Origin of the sequence: Selenomonas ruminantium AC2024 (assembly GCF_000687995.1) — a bacterium.
GTDB classification, from domain to species: Bacteria; Bacillota; Negativicutes; order Selenomonadales; family Selenomonadaceae; genus Selenomonas_A; species Selenomonas_A ruminantium_B.
On sequence record NZ_JIAC01000001.1, the window covers coordinates 2,136,823 to 2,158,128 of the forward strand.

Annotated in this window: 20 protein-coding genes; all 20 read right to left on the reverse strand. The window is 51.0% G+C overall.

Annotated features, from left to right (window positions below; genetic code table 11):
- Positions 1-3 precede the first annotated feature (3 nt).
- Positions 4-1,098, reverse strand: coding sequence for a glycosyltransferase family 4 protein (locus P157_RS0110190; protein WP_026760897.1), 1,095 nt, complete (start codon positions 1,096-1,098; stop codon positions 4-6).
- Entirely contained in the window at positions 1,088-2,452 is a 1,365-nt protein-coding gene (locus tag P157_RS0110195) for a mannose-1-phosphate guanylyltransferase/mannose-6-phosphate isomerase (RefSeq protein ID WP_026760898.1), read from the reverse strand. The genes P157_RS0110190 and P157_RS0110195 overlap by 11 nt, the downstream gene beginning before the upstream one ends.
- A 28-nt stretch (positions 2,453-2,480) precedes the next feature.
- A complete protein-coding gene (gene wbaP / locus P157_RS0110200; protein WP_051598598.1) occupies positions 2,481-3,911 on the reverse strand; it encodes an undecaprenyl-phosphate galactose phosphotransferase WbaP in 1,431 nt (476 codons plus the stop codon).
- Entirely contained in the window at positions 3,908-4,075 is a 168-nt protein-coding gene (locus P157_RS15660) for a hypothetical protein (RefSeq protein ID WP_196243120.1), read from the reverse strand. Before P157_RS15660 ends, wbaP begins: the two co-directional genes overlap by 4 nt.
- Positions 4,076-4,384: 309 nt before the next feature.
- Positions 4,385-5,773: a DNA repair protein RadA gene (radA, locus tag P157_RS0110210; protein WP_026760900.1), complete on the reverse strand. Its 1,389-nt coding sequence runs from the start codon at positions 5,771-5,773 to the stop codon at positions 4,385-4,387.
- A gap of 162 nt (positions 5,774-5,935) precedes the next feature.
- Positions 5,936-8,437, reverse strand: coding sequence for an ATP-dependent Clp protease ATP-binding subunit (locus tag P157_RS0110220; RefSeq protein ID WP_026760901.1), 2,502 nt, complete (start codon positions 8,435-8,437; stop codon positions 5,936-5,938).
- Between the two features lie 2 nt (positions 8,438-8,439).
- Positions 8,440-9,519, reverse strand: a complete 1,080-nt coding sequence (locus P157_RS0110225) for an ATP--guanido phosphotransferase (RefSeq protein ID WP_026760902.1) — start codon at positions 9,517-9,519, stop codon at positions 8,440-8,442.
- Positions 9,512-10,060 (reverse strand): UvrB/UvrC motif-containing protein, encoded by a 549-nt coding sequence (locus P157_RS0110230; protein ID WP_026760903.1) that lies wholly within the window; start codon positions 10,058-10,060, stop codon positions 9,512-9,514. The genes P157_RS0110225 and P157_RS0110230 overlap by 8 nt, the downstream gene beginning before the upstream one ends.
- 17 nt (positions 10,061-10,077) lie before the next feature.
- On the reverse strand, positions 10,078-10,530 hold the full coding sequence (locus P157_RS0110235) for a CtsR family transcriptional regulator (RefSeq protein WP_026760904.1): 453 nt from the start codon (positions 10,528-10,530) through the stop codon (positions 10,078-10,080).
- 122 nt (positions 10,531-10,652) lie between these two features.
- A complete protein-coding gene (locus P157_RS0110240) occupies positions 10,653-11,555 on the reverse strand; it encodes a metal ABC transporter substrate-binding protein (RefSeq protein ID WP_419185400.1) in 903 nt (300 codons plus the stop codon).
- Positions 11,556-11,716: 161 nt separating this feature from the next.
- Positions 11,717-12,103: a biotin/lipoyl-containing protein gene (locus tag P157_RS0110245; protein ID WP_026760906.1), complete on the reverse strand. Its 387-nt coding sequence runs from the start codon at positions 12,101-12,103 to the stop codon at positions 11,717-11,719.
- A 39-nt stretch (positions 12,104-12,142) separates the two neighbouring features.
- Positions 12,143-12,298: a hypothetical protein gene (locus tag P157_RS0110250; RefSeq protein WP_026760907.1), complete on the reverse strand. Its 156-nt coding sequence runs from the start codon at positions 12,296-12,298 to the stop codon at positions 12,143-12,145.
- A 30-nt stretch (positions 12,299-12,328) separates the two neighbouring features.
- On the reverse strand, positions 12,329-13,858 hold the full coding sequence (gene mmdA, locus P157_RS0110255) for a methylmalonyl-CoA decarboxylase subunit alpha (RefSeq protein WP_026760908.1): 1,530 nt from the start codon (positions 13,856-13,858) through the stop codon (positions 12,329-12,331).
- Positions 13,859-13,974: 116 nt separating this feature from the next.
- The gene (gene mce / locus P157_RS0110260; protein ID WP_026760909.1) at positions 13,975-14,391 is read right to left on the reverse strand and encodes a methylmalonyl-CoA epimerase; all 417 of its coding nucleotides are present in this window, start codon (positions 14,389-14,391) and stop codon (positions 13,975-13,977) included.
- Positions 14,392-14,419: 28 nt separating this feature from the next.
- Positions 14,420-15,361 carry a methylmalonyl Co-A mutase-associated GTPase MeaB gene (gene meaB / locus P157_RS0110265; RefSeq protein WP_026760910.1) on the reverse strand — a complete coding sequence of 314 codons (942 nt, stop codon included), beginning with the start codon at positions 15,359-15,361 and terminating at the stop codon, positions 14,420-14,422.
- Positions 15,362-15,467: 106 nt separating this feature from the next.
- Positions 15,468-15,863 (reverse strand): cobalamin B12-binding domain-containing protein, encoded by a 396-nt coding sequence (locus P157_RS0110270; protein WP_026760911.1) that lies wholly within the window; start codon positions 15,861-15,863, stop codon positions 15,468-15,470.
- Positions 15,864-15,901: 38 nt separating this feature from the next.
- Positions 15,902-17,551, reverse strand: coding sequence for an acyl-CoA mutase large subunit family protein (locus P157_RS0110275; RefSeq protein ID WP_026760912.1), 1,650 nt, complete (start codon positions 17,549-17,551; stop codon positions 15,902-15,904).
- Between the two features lie 54 nt (positions 17,552-17,605).
- Complete coding sequence (locus tag P157_RS0110280) at positions 17,606-19,108, reverse strand: acetyl-CoA hydrolase/transferase family protein (RefSeq protein WP_026760913.1); 1,503 nt, start codon at positions 19,106-19,108, stop codon at positions 17,606-17,608.
- A gap of 276 nt (positions 19,109-19,384) precedes the next feature.
- On the reverse strand, positions 19,385-20,416 hold the full coding sequence (locus P157_RS0110285; RefSeq protein WP_026760914.1) for an aspartate-semialdehyde dehydrogenase: 1,032 nt from the start codon (positions 20,414-20,416) through the stop codon (positions 19,385-19,387).
- A gap of 47 nt (positions 20,417-20,463) precedes the next feature.
- Positions 20,464-21,258, reverse strand: coding sequence for a 4-hydroxy-tetrahydrodipicolinate reductase (gene dapB, locus P157_RS0110290; protein ID WP_037368313.1), 795 nt, complete (start codon positions 21,256-21,258; stop codon positions 20,464-20,466).
- Positions 21,259-21,306: the final 48 nt, after the last annotated feature.

Below are 21,306 nucleotides of genomic sequence, written 5' to 3' on the forward strand. Positions count from 1 at the left end.
GTTTTATCTCCATTTATCCACAAAATCTTTCAGGCTTTGCCGGAATACCTCCGGCGAAAAACGCTCGGCATTCTCGCGGCATTTTGCCGGAGTGCAGTTTCTATGCTCGAACTCCTTAACAGCTTTTTTTATTGCCTCTTTCGTCTGTTCGGAAAAGAACATGCCTGTTTCGTCGGTAATGGTTTCCGTGGCTCCGCCGCTGCCGTAAGCAATAACCGGCGTTCCACAGGCCTGTGCCTCCACTGGCGTAATGCCGAAGTCCTCTTCGGCTGCAAAGACAAAGGCTTTGGCATGCTGCATTTTTTCTTTGAGGACTTCCGTTGGCTGGTACCCCATGAGTTCTATGTTGTTTTTGGCAATGGCTTTTATATTTTCATATTCCGGGCCGTCGCCAATGACTACCAGCTTTTTGTCCGGCATTTCGTTGAATGCTTCTACAATGAGTTTCACACGTTTATAGGGCACTAACCTTGAAGCGGTCAGGTAGTAATCCTGCTTTTCTTCGCAGCAGGTGAAGTTTTCAATATCCACTGGTGGATAGACAACCTCGGCTTCCCGGCCATAGACTTTTTTTATACGTCTGGCAATGAATTTTGAGTTGGCGATAAAGCCGTCTACACCATTTGCCGTGCGCGTATCCCAAATACGTATGTAATGCAGGATTAGCCGTGCCAGCCAGCTTTTGAGCCCGTGCGTTAGGCCTGCTTCACGCAGATATTGATGCGTCAAATCCCAGGCGTAGCGTATCGGGGAATGTACGTAGGCAATGTGTACCTGATTCGGCCCTGTGATTACACCTTTGGCTACAGCATGGGAACTGGAGATTATGAGGTCATAGCCGGATACATCCAGCTGCTCTATGGCCAGCGGCATTAAGGGCAGGTAGCTGCGATAATGTTTTCTTGCACCGGGCATGTTCTGAATGAAGGTCTTTTTCGGTATCTTGCCTTGCAGGAAAGCCCTGTCTTTTTCCGGCAGGAAATCGACTACGGCAAAGACATCCGCCTGGGGGTATATCTTTAAGATTTCCCCGATAACCCGTTCTGCTCCGGCATAGGTGACGAGCCAGTCACAGACTAAAGCTACTTTAAAACTCAACTAAATCATCCTCGCCTAAGTAGGTACCGTTGCGGATTTCGATTATTTCGAGGGGAATACGCCCTGGATTGGATAGTTCATATCTTGTGGTCTGCGGAATAAATACTGATTCGTTTTCATGAATCATCTTTACATCCGTTTCCTGCTTGACCTCAGCTGTACCGGACAGCACGATGAAATGTTCCGTACGGTGATAATGCATTCTCTGGGGCAGGGCTTTGCCCGGCATAATACGCAGCTTGCGCATGACATAGTTTTTGCCTTTCCCCATAGCGGAAGACGTGCCCCAGTAGTAGTACAGGGTGGTGTGTTCCGTCGCTTCCTTGCGGTGGTTCTTTTTGAGTGTTTCCACTACATCCTTGACCTTTTGGGAGTTGCCCTTCTTGGTCGCTACGATAACGTCATCTGATTCGACCAAAAGCAAGTCATCTATGCCAATACCAGCGAGCAGACGGTCATGACCGATAAGCAGGGAATCCTTGCAGTCGATGGTTATACAGTCGCCTTTTACGGCGTTGCCTGCTTCGTCTTTTTCCAAGATGTCATACATGGCATCCCAGGAGCCGATATCGTTCCAGTAACAGGAAAGTGGCACCATCCGTACTTTCTGACTGTTTTCGGCTACAGCGTAGTCAATGGAGATGGATGGCATCTTGGCAAAAGTATCGTGGACTTCACTATAGGATTTGCCTTCCATCAGGCCGGATATTGCTGGCTGATAAGCAGCCAGCTCTTCCATAATGCAGCCAATCGTAAAGGCGAACATGCCGGAGTTCCAATAGTAGTTACCTGCCTCTAAGTACGCTTGTGCTGTTTCAAGATTTGGTTTTTCCTTGAAGGACTGCACCGCGTAGCTGCCGCCATTTTCTGTGCCTGCTTCAATATAACCGTAGCCGGTTTCCGGACTGCGCGGCTTTATGCCTAACGTCACAAAACTTCCACCCTTAGCGGTTTGGGCTGCCTCTTTTATGCAGGCCGAGAAAGCATCCTGCTGGCGTATTACATGGTCGGCTGCGGCAATGATGAGCACTTCATCCTCAGCGCATCCCAGTTCGCTTTCGCAGTACTTAGCTGCCAGGGCAATAGCCGGTGCGGTGTTTTTAGCTACCGGTTCCAGTACAATATGGGCACTGCTGGCATGGCAGAGTTCCAATTCGTTCTGCACATGGTAGAGATAGCTTTCGTTGGTAACCAAAACGATGTCTTCAGCTGGTACCAGTTTCAAGAAACGTTCTACCGTATGCACCAGCAGAGATTTATCGTCCTCCAGTGCCAAGAACTGTTTGGGATAAGACTTACGAGAAAGCGGAAATAACCGCGACCCGCCGCCACCGGCAAGAATGACAACCTTCATTGAAAAAACAACTCCTCAATTTTTATCTTTAATAGGCACCGCGCTTTTCCAGCACAGCCTTAAAAGTCTTGACCAAATATTTCATGTCCAGCCATACACTCCAATTGCGGACATACCATGTGTCCATCTCAACCCGCTCTTCGTAGGTGGTGTCGCTGCGTCCGCTGGTCTGCCACATACCGGTTATGCCGGGGCGAACCATGTAGTATTCCCGAATATTGTCCCCGTACTTGCAAACTTCCCCCTGCACTATGGGGCGTGGGCCGACAAGGCTCATCTCACCTTTTAGCACATTAAATACCTGTGGCAGTTCGTCCAAGCTTGTCCGGCGCAGGAATGCGCCCAGTCTGGTAACTCTGGGGTCATGGGTTAGTTTGAAGTTTTCTGCCCATTCCTTTTGGGCAGCTGGATTTTCAGCCAGGTATTTTTTTAAGGCCTCGTCGGCATTGGATACCATAGTCTGGAATTTATAACAGTCAAATTCTTTGCCATTCCGTCCCACACGCCGATGAGCAAAGAAGATTCTACCTTTATTGTCTATCCCGACCAATATGGCCAGCAGGATAAAAAACGGAGATATCAGAATACAGCCGAAGAATGTTACTACCATATCAAAGACGAACTTGGTCGCCCGGTTGCTCCAACGAGACAGATTGTTCTTGCTCTTGATAATGGTCAGCTGTTCGACGAATAATGTGCTGATTTCCACACTGCCTAGCGGGGTTCCCACAAGACTGGGCGTAAACAAGATGGTATCGGTTAAATGCTGGACAGATACCAGTAATTTACGCATTTCTTCTTCCGACAGGCCTGGCGCGGCGATTACTATGGTGCGTACGCCTTGTTCTTTTATGACCTTATCCGCATCAGCAAAACCGCCCAGCAACGGATATTCTTGCGGCAATTTGCTGGATACAGGATGGTCATCCAACAGGCCGATAACCTCATAGCCATAACAAGGGTCATCCTCAAAGGCTCCTAAAAGGCGCTCTGCTGTTCGCCCCGCACCAATCAGCAGAATTTTTTCCTGCAGGCAATGCAGGCGCAGGACAAACTGTCCGAGCATGAACCTAGCAATAGCAATGTAAAGCAAGCTGAACAACAAGAAACATCCGGCATAGTATCTGGACACCTGCAGGCGATTACGCATCAGGAAGATAACCAGCATATACATAAGGAAACCGTAACAGGCTCCTTTGAATACATCCCTGGTTACATCTAGTGATGGCCGATTGAATCGATAACCATCGGATAAGAACATTACCAACAGAAACAATGCTGGATAATAGATATACTGATATTCCCAAGGCATAACCATTACACGGCTGGCATCCAACCGAAACATCCCTTGAAGCCATAAAGCCGTATGCTCTGCTGCCACAATAGCCAGGTAATCTACCAGCAAGTGCAAACACACGATAATTTGCCTGCTTGTTCCGATATGTATTCCTTGTTTCATTTTTCTTTCTTCATGTTGCCCAACGCATACTCACAGCACTGGCGAACCAGGTTATTGACGGATATCTTCTCGTGTTCTGCGATTTGGGTCAGCTCATCCAACAAACTGGCAGGCAGTCGAAAAGTCTTGTTAATCATCTCTTCCGTTTGACGAACTTCAAACATTACGTTTTCTCCTTTAATTTTTCTTGTAACCTTTGTCAAAATGTATACTTTATGAAACAGTGCATAATGTATTTTATGCAATCAAAAATATTCCATATTTGTCTCAAAAAGTTACTAAAATAAATAAAAATTAACGAAAAAATAGACATTGCAGAATGCATTTGTTATAATGTTCTTTGTGAGTTCAAAAGTGTCAAAATGTATACTTTTTGACACTTTTGGAATGATTATATTTACGTTAAACACTAAAACAGGCTTATCCACAAATGCAAAATGCACTTGCAGATAAGCCTGTTTTTCTATACATATTCAGTTTCTAGGCATAGCCAGCTTCAGGGCATCACCTATGGTCTCAGCACCATAGAGCTTGATGCCCTTTATTTCTTTGGCCAGCTGACGGTAATTCTTCATGGGCAGGACAACGTGCTCGAAGCCTAAGCGCTTGGCTTCGTTGATGCGCACATCGGCCTGGCCTACCGCCCGCACTTCACCAGACAGCCCCACTTCACCAAACACAATCGTCTTGGAACGAATCTGCCGGTTAGCAAAGCTCGATGCCATAGCCACGCAAATCCCCAAGTCCGCGGCAGGTTCATCAATCTTGATGCCCCCCGCTACCTTTACATACACATCACAGGCGCCCACCTGCAGATGGACGCGCTTTTCGAGCACCGCGAGCAGCAGCTGAATCCGCTTGATATCCACGGAATCCGCTGTGCGGCGCGGCGGTACATAGGGAGTCGGCGCAACTAATGCCTGCAATTCTACCAGCAGCGGCCTTGTGCCTTCCACGGTAGGGATAATCACCGTACCGCTGTCCCCTTCCCTATCCGACAGGAAAAGTTTGGACGCATCCGGCACATCCACCAGACCGACATCGCGCATTTCAAACAGCCCCAGTTCATTGGTACTGCCGAAACGGTTCTTGACCGCCCGCAGTACACGGTACTCGGCATTGCGCTCGCCTTCAAAATAGAGCACAGTATCCACGATATGTTCCAACACCCGCGGGCCCGCCAGATTGCCTTCCTTCGTCACATGACCGATGACAAAGGCGGCAATGCCCTTGCTCTTGGCAATGCGCAAAATATCCACAGCACATTCCCGCACCTGTGACACACTGCCCGGCGCACTCTGCACTTCGGGCTTGAACACCGTCTGAATGGAGTCAATAACCAGAAGCTCCGGTTTGGTGTTTTCGATATGCGCTTCAATCGTCTCCATATTGGTCTCGCTGACCACATAGAGCTTATCGGCAATGGCATTTAACCTATCACCGCGCATACGCACCTGCCGCGTGCTCTCCTCGCCCGTAACATAGAGGACACTGCGGCCGGCCCGCGCCACATCCGCACAGACACGCAGGGTCAGGCTCGACTTGCCCACGCCGGGGTCACCGACAATCAGCACCATCGAGCCAGGGATAACGCCGCCGCCCAATACTCTATCGAGTTCCTCCGAGCCCGTGGCAAAGCGGGGCAAGTCCTCAATGGCTACCTCACCAATGGGCTGTGGCTTTTGCGCATCCGAAAGGCCCAGCCGCAGGCCGCCGCTTCCCGAGCTCCCGCCTGTTTCCGGAGCTACGACTTCCTCCACCATCGTATTCCAAGCCCCGCAGCCGGGACATTTTCCCAGCCATTTTGGGGTCTCATAGCCGCAATCCTGACAGACGAAAACTGTCTTTTTCTTTTTGGCCACTAATCATCCATCCTTCACTAAGAAGAGCAGGTCTTTGCCTGCTCTTGCTTTTACAATTTCTTTTTGACGATTTTAATGATACTGCGCCCTAGCCAGACTATGGACCAGAAGAAATTGGCTGCGAAGTTCAGCAGCCAGCCTCCGCGCCCCTGGGGGGTGAGCTTATTGCGGGACATTGGCTGTCACCTTGCGCCGTCTATTTACGCGCGGGGTCTTTTTGCTGAAGTCCAGCTCCTTGCCGCTCTTGCGGACGGCAATGGTATCGCCTGCCTTGAATTTACCCTGCAGCAGCATTTCGGCAATTTCGTCCTCGACCAGCTTCTGAATGGCACGCTTCAGCGGACGGGCACCAAATTTGAAATCCGTGCCCTCGTCCACCAGTTTATTCCGGGCCGAAGCACTGACTTCGAGCTTGATATCCTTTTCGAGCAGGCGGTTCTTCACATCCTGCAGCAAAATGTCCACAATCTTCGCCAATTCCGGGCGAGCCAGCGGATGGAACACCAGTTGTTCATCCACACGGTTCAAAAATTCCGGTTTGAATACATGCTTCACCGCATCCAGCACCCGCTTCTCAGCTGCTTTTTCCTCAGCCTCTCGCTCGTCCTTCACATTAACCGCAAAGCCCATAGAGGTCTTGGCCTTCTTCAGCAGATTGGAACCGGCATTGGAGGTCATGATAATCACACTGTTGCGGAAGTCCACCGTGCGGCCCTGACCATCGGTCAAACGGCCGTCATCGAGTACCTGCAGCAGGATGTTAAACACATCCGGATGGGCTTTTTCGATTTCATCGAGCAGGATGATGGAATAGGGCTTGCGGCGCACTGCATCGGTGAGCTGGCCGCCTTCCTGATAGCCCACATATCCCGGAGGCGCTCCGACCATGCGGGAAACCGTATGCTTTTCCATATACTCGCTCATATCGAAGCGGATGATGGCTTCCTCCGAACCAAAGAGCGCCGCCGCTAGCGTCCGCGCAAGTTCCGTCTTGCCTACGCCGGTCGGACCTAAGAACAGGAAGGAACCAATCGGACGTTTGGGGTCCTTTAAGCCCGAGCGCGCCCGGCGGATGGCCTTGGCCACGGCTTTGACCGCTTCGCTCTGGCCGATAACCCGCGCGCCTAAAATCTTTTCGAGTTTCAGCAGTTTGGCCGACTCCGAGGCGGCAAGCTGACTCACGGGAATTCCCGTCCATTGGGCAGTTACCGCCGCAATATCCTCGGCCGTCACCGTAATATGGTTCTTGCCCTTTTTCTCCCAAACTTGCTGTTTATCAGCCAGTTCGTCCTTTAACTGCAGGTATTTATCCCGCAATTTGGCCGCCCGCTCATATTCCTGGGCGGTAATGGCCGCTTCTTTTTCAATCAAGGTCTGATTTAGCTGTTCACGCAGCGTCTGAATGGTTTCCGTAGGCGCAACCTGCCCCATGCGTACCTTGGAGGCCGCTTCATCCATCAAGTCGATGGCTTTATCCGGCAGGAAGCGGTCGGTGATATAACGGTGCGACAGATGCACCGCTGCCTTCACCGCTTCATCCTCGATGGTCGCCTGATGAAATTCCTCATACTTGCCGCGCAGGCCAAAGAGAATTTTTTCCGCATCCTCTTCCGTGGGTTCCTCCACCATAATCGGCTGGAACCTGCGGGAAAGAGCCGCATCCTTTTCCAGATACTTCTTGTATTCATCCAAAGTGGTCGCGCCAATAACCTGAATCTCACCACGGGACAGGGCAGGTTTCAGGATATTTGCGGCATCTAAGGAACCTTCTCCGGCCCCAGCCCCCACCAAAGTGTGCATCTCATCAATAAACAGAATGATATTGCCCACACGCTGGATTTCCTCGATTACGCCTTTGAGGCGTTCCTCGAACTCGCCGCGGTACTTGGCTCCGGCCACCAACGAAGTGATGGACAGGGAAAACACCTGCTTCTCCTGCAGCATATAGGGCACAGTACCCTCCACAATACGCTGGGCCAAACCTTCGGCAATGGCGGTTTTGCCCACCCCGGGCTCACCTAAGAGCACGGGATTATTTTTCGTGCGGCGGGAAAGAATCTGAATCACCCGCTGAATTTCCATTTCCCGGCCGATTACCGGGTCCATCTGGGCATCCTTGGCCATCTTGTTGAGGTCACGACCATATTTTTTCAGCAGGGGCATGCCGTCCCGCGAATGACGACCCCGCTTGGCTTCATGGGGACATTCCTCCCCGTCAGGCTGCTGGGCGTCAATGCGGTCCATGATTTCATCCTGCAAATCATCCGGGTTCACGCCCATCAGCTCCAACACTTCCACTGCTGCCCCTTCTGTTTCTTCGAGCAGACTCAAGAGAATATGCTCCGTGCCGATGTAGCTGTGCCCAAGGCTCTGGGCTTCCTCAAAAGCGCCTTCCATAACCCGCTTAGCTCTAGGGGTATAGTAAGGATTATCCGAAGGATACTCCGCTTCCTGGGAAGCAATTCGTTTAATCTGCGCCGCGGCCTTTTCAAAGCTCATGCCCAGAGCACCCATGGCCTTGGCAGCCAGACCTTCGCGCTCGTGCAGCAGGCCCAGCAATATATGTTCCGTGCCAATGTAGTCCTGCGCCAAATCGCGTGCCGCGTATTGGGCAAACTCAATGGCTTTGATGGCCCGGTTGGTAAAGTGATTGCGATAGTCCATAGTTATTCCTCCAGGCTCACCTGATGCTCCTCAATAATCCGGCGCACATGTTGAGCCCGCAATCTGTCAATTTCCGTCTTGGAGAGATTTTCATTGGCGGCAAGGTTCTGCAAAAAACTCGTACGGCTGGCCAAAAGCATCTGCCCGTAACATTCCGGCGCTAAACCTCGGATAAGTTTCAAATCCATGCCCAGCCGCAGGCGGGAAAGCAGTTCCAGCACTTCCTTCTCCGACAGCAGACGGGCATAGGACAGCGTGCCGTAAGCCCGCCATACCTCATCTTCGAGCCGCTCCTTCATGTAAAGGGCCAAAGCCTTGCGGGCCCGGCGCTCGTGGGCCACGATTTCCGTCACGGCCCCCCGCAGATTGTCGATAAGTTCCTGCTCCGAATACCCGAGCGTCAACTGATTGGCAATCTGGAAGAGACACCCCGGCTGTTCCTTATCATCACCATAGAGCGGCCGTACCGCCAAACCTAACTGCGGCGAAATGTTGATGATGCTGCTGACATTCCGCGTAAAGACCAGACCGGGCAGATGCAAAAGCACTGCAGCCCGAAGACCCGTCCCAAGGTTCGTGGGGCTCGAAGTCAGATAGCCCATCTTTTCATCAAAGGCAATATCTAACTGGCTTTCCAGCATATCGTCAATGGCAAAGGCCTTTTTCAAAGGCTCTGCCAAATCAAGTCCTGCCGTCACGCATTGGATGCGGATATGGTCCTCTTCATTGACCATCAGGCTGACCGCCTGACTGTCGGCAACATAAACCGTCCGATGCTGGGGATTGCGCAGCATCTTTTCGCTGATGAGCTGCTTTTCCCGCAAAACCTCCCGCTGCAGATTGGAGAGGTTTTCCATCTGCACGGCCTGCAGATTCTCCCCAATCACGTCCTGCAAAGCGGGAACAGCGGCAGCCACCCGTTCTTCCACCTTGGCCAGTTCATAAAGGTCGGCCCGGTTAGGGAAGGGCAAATCCCGCAGATTTCGGGACAGCAAAATCCGACTGGCCAAGACCACATCACGGTCAGCACCGCCCGACTGAAGCCAGCTCAGCCGGCTATCCTGCAACAATGCTTCAACCATTGTTTCTGCCCCCTTCCTTGGCGGCCAGTTCCTGTTTCATGGCCCGTACCTTATCCCGCAGTTCTGCGGCCTTTTCGTATTCTTCCTGCTCGACGCAGATTTTCAACTGCTGCTGCAGAAGCGCAATATTCTGCTTGAGTTCCAATGTACCGCCGCTGCGATGGGGAATTTTACCCCGATGAACGCTGGAGCCATGGATACGGCGCAGCATGGGCTCAAGCTGCTGACGGAAGGTAGCATAGCAGGCCGCACAACCGATTTTGCCCTGCTGGCTGAAATCCCGATAGCTCATGCCACAGCGGGGACAAACCAGTTCCCCCTCCTCATTGGTGGCCTTATCCTCCTGCACGGCTGCGTTGCTGAAGATGCCCCGCAGGAAATCATCCACCGACACATTGCGCTTATCCTGATGCGGCACTCCGGCAAACTCGCTGTAACCGGCTGCACAGGCCTCGCAAAGATTCTTTTCCACCCGGCCATTTGGGCCAATCTGGGTAATATGTACAACCGCTTCATGGCGGCCGCAATCATCACATAACATACACAGTCCCTCTTTCCTTACGAGAAGTTTTCCAAGGTCAGCAGCATGGTCTTGAGCATCCGCACCCGTTCCTTGTCCGTAATGGAATCCGACTGGAAGATGGATACCACAAACTGCATCATCAGAGAGGCTTCCCGCCCTGTAATCATCTCGTGCTGCAAAAGATACTTAATCATGGACTGCACCACCGGCAGTTCCGTATCCGGCTTAATGGCCGCGAGCATATCCTCGTAGACCATGTTCTTGACCGGCACCTGCACGATGCGGATAAACCCGCCTAAGCCGCGACGGGACTCCACCACGAACCCCTTGTCCTGGGTAAAGCGGGTGGACAGCACGTAGCTTATCTGGGAAGGAGCACAGGAAATCTCGTCGGCGATATCCGTGCGCCGCAGCTCCACCTTGCCGTCCTGCTGGGTAGCCAGCTGCCGCAGGATATAAGCTTCAATCAAATCGGCAATATTGCTCACTTTCATCACCTTCTATAATATATAATTCTATTGACCATTTGACTTTTCCTTTATTATATTTGTTTTTTTGACTTTTGGCAAGAAAAATTGACTTGTCAAAAGTTGACAAGTCAATTTCATCATCACTGCAGAGCTTCTTTGAGCACTGCCATATTCTTCTTCATGGTGTCAATATAGGCATCCATGGCGCTTTCGTTGGCTTCGCCGGTTACAATCGGGTCAAGCTGATAGACTTTCGCGCCGGTTTCGCGGGCAATCGTCTCAGCCGCTGCCGGAGAATACTGCGGTTCTGTAAACAACACCTTGGTCGTAAGGCCATTTACCTGCTTGATGGTGTCTTCCAGTTCCTGTGGCGTCGGTTCCGTGCCCGGCTCACGCTCGATTACGCTGACAATGTTCAGCTTGAATTCTTTGGCCAGATAGGGGAAAGCCTCATGGAAGGTCACGATATCCTTATGCGGCAAATTATCCAGTTCGCCATGCATTTCCTCTTTGAGTGCTTCGAGCTTCATGCAGTAGTCGAGTGCATTCTTGCGGTAAGCGTCCTTGTGTGCAGGGTCTGCTTCGCAAAGACCAGCGGTAATGGCTTTAACCTGCGCAATGCTGTAAGTCACTGACAACCATACATGGGGATTTTCCTCGTCGCCATTTTTCAGCAGATTGATGTCCTTGTAATTGGAAGCCTCAATGGTCTTCATTTTCGGATTCTGCTTGGCTGCTTTTTCCAAAAAGCTTTCCATGCCCGCACCATTGACCACGAACACATCCGCCTTCTCCAATGTCTTCATGTCCTCAGTGGTCAGCTGATAATCGTGCAGGCAGCCGGTCTGCGGCTTGGTCATGTTGACCACCTTAACGCCCTCTACCCCTTTGGTGATGTTCAGCACATCAATATACATCGGATAGAAGGAAGTGACGATGGTAAACTCCTTCTTATCCTTGGCCGTCTGGCTGCCGCAGCCTACGGCGAGAACACATACGAGAACAGCCAGCAATATACTCATTAACTTTTTCAAGCAAGACAACTCCTTCCCTAAGGCTCGTAACGAATATAAACTTGAAACAAATCACATTCTACAAGGGTCCGTCTGACTTGTCAAGGTAATTGAGTGAGATTATCATTTGTCTATTCGTTCATATAATGAAAAAAGAGCACCGCAGTGCTCTTTTCCGATTCGCTATGGAATTAGCCCAGGATAACCAGGGATTCATGAGCTTTAACGCTCTGGCCAGCGGCCACGTTGAAGCTCTTAACAACGCCGTCAGCGTCAGCTGCGATTTCGTTCTGCATCTTCATAGCTTCGAGAATCAGCAGGGTTTCGCCAGCTTTAACAGCCTGGCCTTCGGAAGCAACGAGCTTCACGATTTTGCCCGGCATCGGAGCATCGATGGAGTGCTCACCAGCACCAGCGGCTACAGCAGCCTTCTTCGGTGCAGCAGGAGCGGCCGGAGCCGGTGCAGGAGCTGCTTTCGGTGCAGCCGGAGCAGCCTTCGGAGCTGCAACAGCGGATTTTACTTCTTCAACTTCGACTTCATAAGCCGTACCGTTTACCGTGATATTGAACTTTTTCATTCGTTATTCCCCCATTGTAGATTTACGCGGTAACTTTTATCAGAACGGACGAGCCAGACCGCCACGGGCGGACATAGCCCATACGTCGCTGCGCTTGATGCGAACAGCCACAACCTTGTTACCCATCATCATCTGGACAGCAGCGGTAATTGCTGCCACCACTTCTGGCGAAGCGCCATTTGCTTCAGTTTTCATGGTAAAGACCTCCGAATTCCGAATTAACAATTAAAGCGGAATGCACCCGTGTTTCTTGGCCGGGCCAACCTCACGTTTGCTGGCGAGAGCATTGAGGGCCGTAATGATGTACGGACGGGTTTCCTTCGGTTCGATAACCATATCCACATAACCGCGTTCAGCAGCAACATACGGCGTAGCAAAGTTTTCTACATACTCTGCCGTCTTTGCTTCCTTATCCGGGTCTTTGCGGAAGATGATGTTAGCAGCACCGGCCGGGCCCATAACTGCGATTTCGGAAGTCGGCCAAGCCATAACCTGGTCAGCGCCGAGTTCGCGGCAGCACATAGCGATGTAGGAACCGCCATAAGCCTTACGGGTGATAACCGTAACCTTAGGAACCGTTGCTTCACTGTATGCGTACAGCATCTTGGCACCATGACGGATGATACCATTGTGTTCCTGGTCAACGCCCGGCAGGAAGCCCGGTACGTCAACGAGGTTAACCAGAGGAATGTTGAAGGCATCGCAGAAGCGGATGAAGCGAGCGGATTTATCCGAAGCGTCTACATCCAGGCAGCCTGCCATTACATTCGGCTGGTTGGCGATGATACCAACGCTGCGGCCATCGAAACGGGCAAAGCAGCAGATGATGTTGGTAGCAAAGTGCTCATGTACTTCGTAGAATTCACCATTATCAACGATGGAACGAATAACATCCTTCATGTCATAAGGTGCATTCGGGTTATCCGGGATAACCGTGTTCAGGCTTTCATCCTGACGGTCCGGATCATCGCCGGATTCCATAATCGGCGCATCTTCCATGTTGTTGCTCGGCAGGAAGGACAGCAGGTAACGAATCTGCTTGATGCAGTCGTCTTCGTCCTCAGCTGCAAAGTGAGCCACACCGCTGCGGGTGTTGTGGGTCATAGCACCACCGAGAGCTTCAGCCGTTACTTCTTCAGCCGTAACGGATTTGATAACGGCAGGGCCCGTGATGAACATCTGGCTCGTGTTCTTTACCATGTAGATAAAGTCCGTGATAGCCGGGCTGTATACAGCACCACCAGCGCAGGGGCCCATGATTACAGAAATCTGCGGGATAACGCCGGAAGCAGCCGTGTTGCGGAAGAAGATACCGCCGTAACCGGACAGAGCGTCAACGGCTTCCTGAATGCGCGCACCGCCAGAGTCGTTGATGCCGATGCAGGGAGCGCCCATCTTCATGGCCAGATCCATAACCTTCCAAATTTTATGTGCATGCTTTTCACCCAGGGAACCGCCTTCAACGGTGAAGTCCTGTGCATAAGCATAAACCAGACGGCCGTCAACCGTACCGTAACCGGTTACTACACCTTCACCGGGCAGTTCTTTCTTTTCCTGACCGAAGTTGGTGCAACGATGTTTCATAAACATATCCAGCTCAACGAAAGTACCTTCATCAAACAGTTTTGCGATACGTTCACGAGCTGTCTGCTTGCCTTTTTCATGCTGCTTGGCGATACGAGCTTCGCCGCCGCCCTGCATGATATGTTCTTTTTTGGCATGCATTAAATCAATTTTTTCCTGAACAGTAGCCATTATATACCTCCTCGTATAATTAGCTTTTGTGTTCTCCGCTATATATTTTGCACTATTTACGGGGAAATTGCAAGTTTTTATTACCTAGTGATAAATAATTCCCGTAAATGTTGCAATTAATCACGCTGGCAGAGTTCCAGAAGAACACCATGGGAGGCTTTCGGATGAACGAAGGCAATCTTAGCGCCGCCAGCACCTTTGCGGGGCTTTTCGTCAATCAGGCGCACGCCTTTTTCCTTGAGGTCAGCCAGAGCTGCTTCGAGGTTATCTACGCGCAGAGCAATGTGCTGGATGCCGCCGCGGCCGCCGTTCTTCTCGATGAACTTGGCAATCGGGGAATCATCAGAAGTTGCAGCCAAGAGTTCGATTTCGCTGCCGTTCGGCGTCGGGAAGAAACCCGTGGTTACTTTCTGTTCTTCAACGGTTTCTTCACCATTGTTCGGCAGTCCGAGCATGTCGCCCCAGAAGGAGCCAACTTCTTTCAGGTCACCAACAGCAATACCGATATGATCTACACCTAATACCTTAAACATAATCTCTACCTCCTAAAATTAATGCAAGTTATTTTTTGAGCATCTCGTCCATCAGGCCCCCAACTACTGTGTATGGGTCCGTATCATGAGCGCGGATTTTCTCCACGAATTCATCCAAGCGGCCGCTGTCCACAATCTGTCCTTTGACGAAATTGTTGATGCCGCTGTTCAGGATATCGAGCATCTCATCACGGGTGCGCTTCGTGCGGCGGCGGGTCAGTTCCCCGTTGCCTTCGATATACGCCCTGTGCTTTTCCACTGTGCCGATTAATTCCTCGATGCCTTCGTTCTGACTGGCGATAACTTTGGTAATGGGCGGCCGCCAATCCGTCATAAAGCTGTCCAAATCCAGCATCATGTTGATTTCCCGCACCAGCTTGTCTGCCCCATCGAGGTCAGACTTGTTGATGCAGTACAAATCACCAATCTCCAGGATTCCAGCCTTAATGGCCTGAATGTCATCCCCCATTCCCGGAATAAGCACGACCATGGTAGTATCGGCAGCTTTGACGATATCTACCTCCGACTGGCCTACCCCCACTGTCTCGACGATAATGATGTCCTTTCCAAAAGCATCCATGGCCTTTACGGCATCAGCAGTCTTGTGGGAAAGTCCCCCTAAACTGCCGCGGGTGCCCATGCTGCGGATAAAGACTCCTGTGTCAAGTGTCAGTTCATTCATGCGGATACGGTCACCTAAGATGGCACCGCCGGTAAAGGGGCTGGTGGGGTCCACTGCCACAATACCCACGGTCTTTCCCTGGGCACGGTAAGCCCTGGTAATCTTATCCGTAAGTGTACTCTTGCCTGCTCCCGGCGGCCCAGTAATCCCCAGCACATATGCATGGCCGGTATGCGGATATATCTCCTTCATGATTTCCGTGGCTTCAGGATATTCGTTTTCAATGGCCGTGATGGCCTTGGATAACGCCAGGCGGTTGCCCTTGAGTAATTCTTTTGCTATATCCAAATCGTCACCACCTCTCGGTAGTTTTTGCGTAAGCAAGAAAATAGTGTTAAGGGAGAAAACCAAGCAGGTGCTTCGGTTCCCTCCGCCTAACACTAACTTATCTTTCTCAGAGTTTTACATTTTCCTTGATAAAGTTGACCACATCGCTGGTCGGCGTACCCGGCGTAAATACTTCCGCTACGCCAGCTTCTTTGAGGGCCGGGATATCAGCGTCGGGGATAACACCGCCGCCGATAATCAGGGTATCGGTCATGCCGTTGCCACGAACCAGGTCAACCACTTTCGGGAAGAGATGGCCGTGTGCACCGGACAGAATGCTCATAGCAACAACATTAACGTCTTCCTGCAGGGCAGCTTCGGCAATCTGTTCCGGAGTCTGGCGCAGGCCCGTATAGATAACTTCAAAACCAGCATCACGCAGGGCACGGGCAACCACTTTTGCACCGCGGTCATGGCCATCAAGGCCCGGTTTTGCAACAAGAACTCTGATTTTCTTTTCCATTTTGTATTCCTCCAAGCTAAAAGCTAAAACGCTGTTGATTACAGGCTGACATGAGCCTCATATTCACCGAACACTTCACGCATTACGTTGCAGATTTCACCGAGCGTAGCGTAAGTCTTAACGGCGGCGAGAATGTGCGGCATAAGGTTTTCGTTTTCGTCCTGGCAGGCTTTCTTGAGGTCAGCCAGCGCAGCCTTAACGGCCTCATTGTCGCGTTTTTCCTTCATGGCGTTGACTTTGGCCTTCTGGCGTTCGCCAACAGCTTCATCAACCTTCAACAGGTCTTTTGGAGGTTCTTCATTTTCCATCTGGAATTTGTTGACACCAACGATGGTGCGGGCACCGGATTCAACATCCATCTGCCATTTGTAAGCGGAATCCTGAATTTCTTTCTGGATGTAGCCTTTTTCGATAGCAGCAACAGCACCGCCCATATCATCAATCTTCTTGATGTAATCCCATGCTTCGGCTTCAATCTTGTCCGTCATGGCTTCTACATAGTAGGAACCAGCCAGCGGGTCGATAACATCAGCAAGACCGCTTTCGTAAGCAACAATCTGCTGGGTACGCAGGGCAATCGTAACGGATTCCTGCGTCGGCAGAGCCAAAGCTTCATCACGGGAGTTGGTATGCAGGGACTGAGTGCCGCCCATAACAGCAGCAGCCGTCTGCAGAGCAACGCGGACGATGTTGTTGTTGGGCTGCTGAGCAGTCAGCATAGAACCAGCCGTCTGGGTATGGAAACGCAGCATCATGGATTTATCCTTTTCTGCATGGAAGCGTTCCTTCATAACTTTAGCCCAGATACGGCGGGAAGCACGGAACTTCGCCACTTCTTCAAGCACGTTGTTATGTGCATTCCAGAAGAAGGACAGACGGCCAGCGAAATCATCAATCTTCAGGCCAGCTTTGATGGCTGCTTCGCAGTATGCAATACCATCGGCGATGGTGAATGCGATTTCCTGCGCTGCCGTGGAACCTGCTTCACGGATATGGTAACCAGAGATGGAAATGGTGTTCCATTTCGGTACGTTCTGGGAGCAGTATTCAAAGATATTCGTAATCAGGCGCATGGACGGGCGCGGAGGGAAGATATACGTGCCGCGGGCTGCGTATTCCTTCAGAATATCGTTCTGAATCGTACCACGGAGCTGGTCAGCAGGAACACCCTGCTTTTCAGCTACAGCGATATACATGGCCAGGAGAACCGAAGCCGGTGCATTGATGGTCATGGACGTAGAAACCTTGCCCAGGTCAATCTGGTCAAAGAGAGTTTCCATATCTGCCAGAGAGTCGATGGCTACACCAACCTTACCAACTTCACCTTCGGAAATCGGGTCGGTGGAATCGTAACCAATCTGGGTCGGCAGGTCAAAGGCGCAGGAAAGGCCCGTAGCGCCGTTTTCAATCAACATACGATAACGCTTGTTGGATTCTTCTGCCGTGGAGAAGCCGGCATACATACGCATGGTCCAGAAACGGCCACGGTACATGGTGGGCTGTACACCACGGGTGAAGGGATAAACGCCCGGAAAGCTGATTTCATCCGCATAATCATCGCCCTTAATATCGAGCGGCGTATACAGACGCTGCTCAGGAAGATGCGGACGTTCCGGGAAACGTGCTACTGCTTTTTCTACGCTGGCTTCGTATTTAGCAAGCTCAGCCTGGATTTTTTCCGTGCTCATATGGATTTCCTCCTGCTTCATTCAGTCATTTTTCTATATATCTATATCTGTAGTTTACTTTTTCATGCTGCCCGTAGCCACGAAGCGTTCATGGAAGGACAGTGCCTCTTCCAGAATGTGCGGCGTATTGGCATGATGGGTTGCTTCGGTTGCTCGTTCGAAGTAATCCCGCAAAATCGGACGATAGTCCGGATGGGCGCAGTTATTGATGATTTCGAGGGCGCGCTCACGAGGAGCCTTGCCACGAAGGTCTGCAATACCCTGCTCCGTAATGATGATGTCCACATCATGTTCCGTGTGGTCGATATGGGAGCACATCGGAACAACTGCGGAAATCTTGCCATCTTTCGCAACAGACGGCGTGTAGAAGATGGTCAGATAAGCGTTACGGGCGAAGTCGCCGCTGCCGCCGATACCGTTCATCATCTTGGTGCCCGTGATATGCGTGGAGTTTACGTTGCCGTAGATATCCACTTCGATAGCCGTGTTCATGGCGATAACACCGAGGCGGTGAACCACTTCCGGGCTGTTGGAAATTTCTTCCGGACGCAGCAGCAGGTATTTCTTATACTTGGCAACGTCCTTATAGAAGCGGGCCATACCTTCCGGCGACGGGCTGAAAGCCGTACCAGAAGCAATCAGCAGTTTGCCGGCGTCAATGAGGTCGAGCATACCATCCTGAATAACTTCGGTGTATACCGTCAAATCCTTGAGGTCGGAATCCACGAAGCCTGCCATAACGGCGTTGGCTACGTTGCCGACACCAGACTGCAGCGGCAGCAGGTTCTTCGGCATGCGGCCAGCTTCCACTTCCTTCTTGAGGAAGTCCAGCGTGAACTGGCTCATCTTGCGGGAATCCTCGTCGATGGCCTTGAGTGGGCGCGTATGGTCCGGAATATCGCAAGGAACGATGTATTTAATCTTATCCGGCGTGCAGGGAATGTACGGCGTACCTACACGGTCCGTTGCCTTCACGATAGGAATGGGCAGACGGTTTGGCGGGTCCATGGGAATATACACATCATGCATACCCTCAAGTTCCAGCGGCTGAGAAGTGTTGACTTCTACGATAACCGTATCTGCACTCTGCACATAAGATGCAGCATTACCCAAGGACGTGGTCGGAATGATGTTGCCTTCCTCGGTGATGGCGCAGGCTTCTACCACTGCCACATCCACCTTGCCAAGATAACCGCAACGGCTGAGCTGGGCTGACTCGGAAAGATGCAGGTCCAGATAATCTACCGAACCGTCGTTGATTTCATTGCGCAAATCCTTATCCGTCTGGTAGGGTAAACGCTTCTTAATGCCGTGAACCTTGGCCAATGCTTCATCCAGTTCCGGGCCTGTGGAAGCTCCCGTCCAGAGGTTAATGGTGAACGGTTCCTTCTTCATCCGTTCAGCCAATGCCAGCGGAATTGCTTTCGGATATGCCGAAGCAGTAAAACCACTGGTTGCAACATTCATGCCTTCTTTGAAAAAAGCTGCTGCTTCTTCCGCCGTGACAATCTTGCTTTGCAACTCTTTGTTGCGCACGCGGTCGAGAATATCAATCATGAAAAATCCTCCCTCATCAGTGCCGACCCATTTTCGGTTCCGGCAACAGATTTTATTAACCTGAACATAAATCTACATATAAACACGAACTATGATTACATTCGTTATTGTCAATGATAACATGAAGTTATAACAACTATGAATTATAATCATGACTTATCGTACTACTATGTAATAATTATGCCCCACGACCTATGTTAGCACGAAAAGAAACCGCCGTCAAGTGAGAGTTGACGGCGGTTACCCATATTTGTGAAAATTTTATTTTGTTCTGATTTAGAGCATATCTTTCTCAATCATATACTCTGCAATCTGCAGTGCATTGAGAGCGGCACCCTTGCGAATCTGGTCACCGCAAACCCACATATTAAGACCATGGTCGATGGAATAGTCCTTACGCAGGCGACCTACGGCTACATCATTCTTGCCGGAGGTTTCGAGCGGCTGCGGATAGAGCTGTTCATCCGGGTTATCCACCACTTCTACACCAGGGAATGCTTCGAGAGCCTTACGGGCAGCTTCTACGCTGACCTCATCGGCAAATTCCACATTGACGGACTCGGCATGGCTGCGGTATACCGGCACGCGGATGGTCGTTGCCGTAATGCGCATATCGTTATCGCTCATGATTTTCTTCGTCTCGTCAATCATCTTCATTTCCTCTTTGGTATAGAGGTTTTCCTTGAAGACGTCAATCTGCGGCAGCAAGTTAAAAGCAATCTGATAATGCTTCTTGAGGGCTGCACCGGGCAGAATGTTAGCCGTTACGGGCTTGCCTGCTACGATATCCGCAACCTGCTGTTCGAGCTCTGCCATAGCTTCCTTGCCGCCACCGGATACAGCCTGATACGTGGAGACAACTACACGTTTGATTTTGGCAATATCATAAAGCGGCTTCAGTGCCATAACCATGATGATGGTTGAGCAGTTCGGATTGGCGATAATGCCCTTATGCTGGGCAATGGCTTCCGGATTGACTTCCGGCACAACCAGAGGAACTTCCGGGTCCATACGGAAAGTGCTGGAGTTATCGATAACCACGGCACCGGCTTTTACAGCGGCAGGCGCAAATTCCTTGCTGGCACTGCCACCAGCAAACAGGGCGATATCCACATCCTTGAAGGAATCCACCGTAGCTTCTTCAACAGTATATTCCTTGCCCATAAACTGGATTTTCTTGCCGGCACTGCGTTTGGAAGCCAGCATCTTGAGGTTAGCAAACGGGAAATTGCGTTCCTCAATGAGATTTAAGAATTCCTGACCTACGGCACCCGTTGCGCCCAGAATTGCCACATTATACTTTTTCATCGACATTCATTCCTTTCGCTTGTAAAAGCCGTTTTTCTTTTTATGCCTTAAAACTCCAAGAGTTTGTCCAAGCCTACAGTCAGTCCCTTAAGGCCACGCACCTTCTGTGCCGCGAGCACTACGCCGGGCATAAAGGACTCACGGTTCAGCGAATCGTGACGGATGGTCAGCGTCTGCCCCAGACCACCAAAGATAACTTCCTGATGCGCTACATAACCGGGCAGACGTACGCTGTGAATATGCATCCCCTCGTAATCAGCACCGCGGGCGCCCGTGAGTTTTTCTTTTTCGTCAGGATGCCCTTGCTTATGCTCCGCACGGACTTCGGCAATCATGGCTGCTGTCTGCACAGCCGTACCGGAAGGTGCATCGAGCTTATTGTCATGATGAAGCTCGATGATTTCTACTTCCGGCATGTATTTGGCCGCCTGTTTGGCCATAACCATCATCAATACCGCCCCAATGGCAAAGTTAGGCGCAATAAAGGCCGGTGTATCATTTTCTTCAGCCAGCTTCTTAATCTCTGCCTTCTGCTCATCGCTGAGGCCCGTAGTTCCCACTACCGGGGAAACCTTAGCCCTCAACGCCGTCGTTACATTATGAAATACCACATCCGGACGAGTGAAATCAATCATAACCTCCGGTTTAATACGGTCCAGTGCTGCCTGTAAATCCGTCTCTACCTTTACGCCATTGGCTTTAAGACCGGCCAGCTCGCCACAATCTGCGCCGCCTGTAATGTCCACGGCACCAACCAGCTGCAAGTCTTCTGCTTCCTGTACGGCCTTCAGCACGGCACGGCCCATACGGCCGCATGCACCGTTCACTAATACTGTTACCAAAACACACGCCTCCTATGCTTGTCAAAGCTAGAAATATTGTATACTATG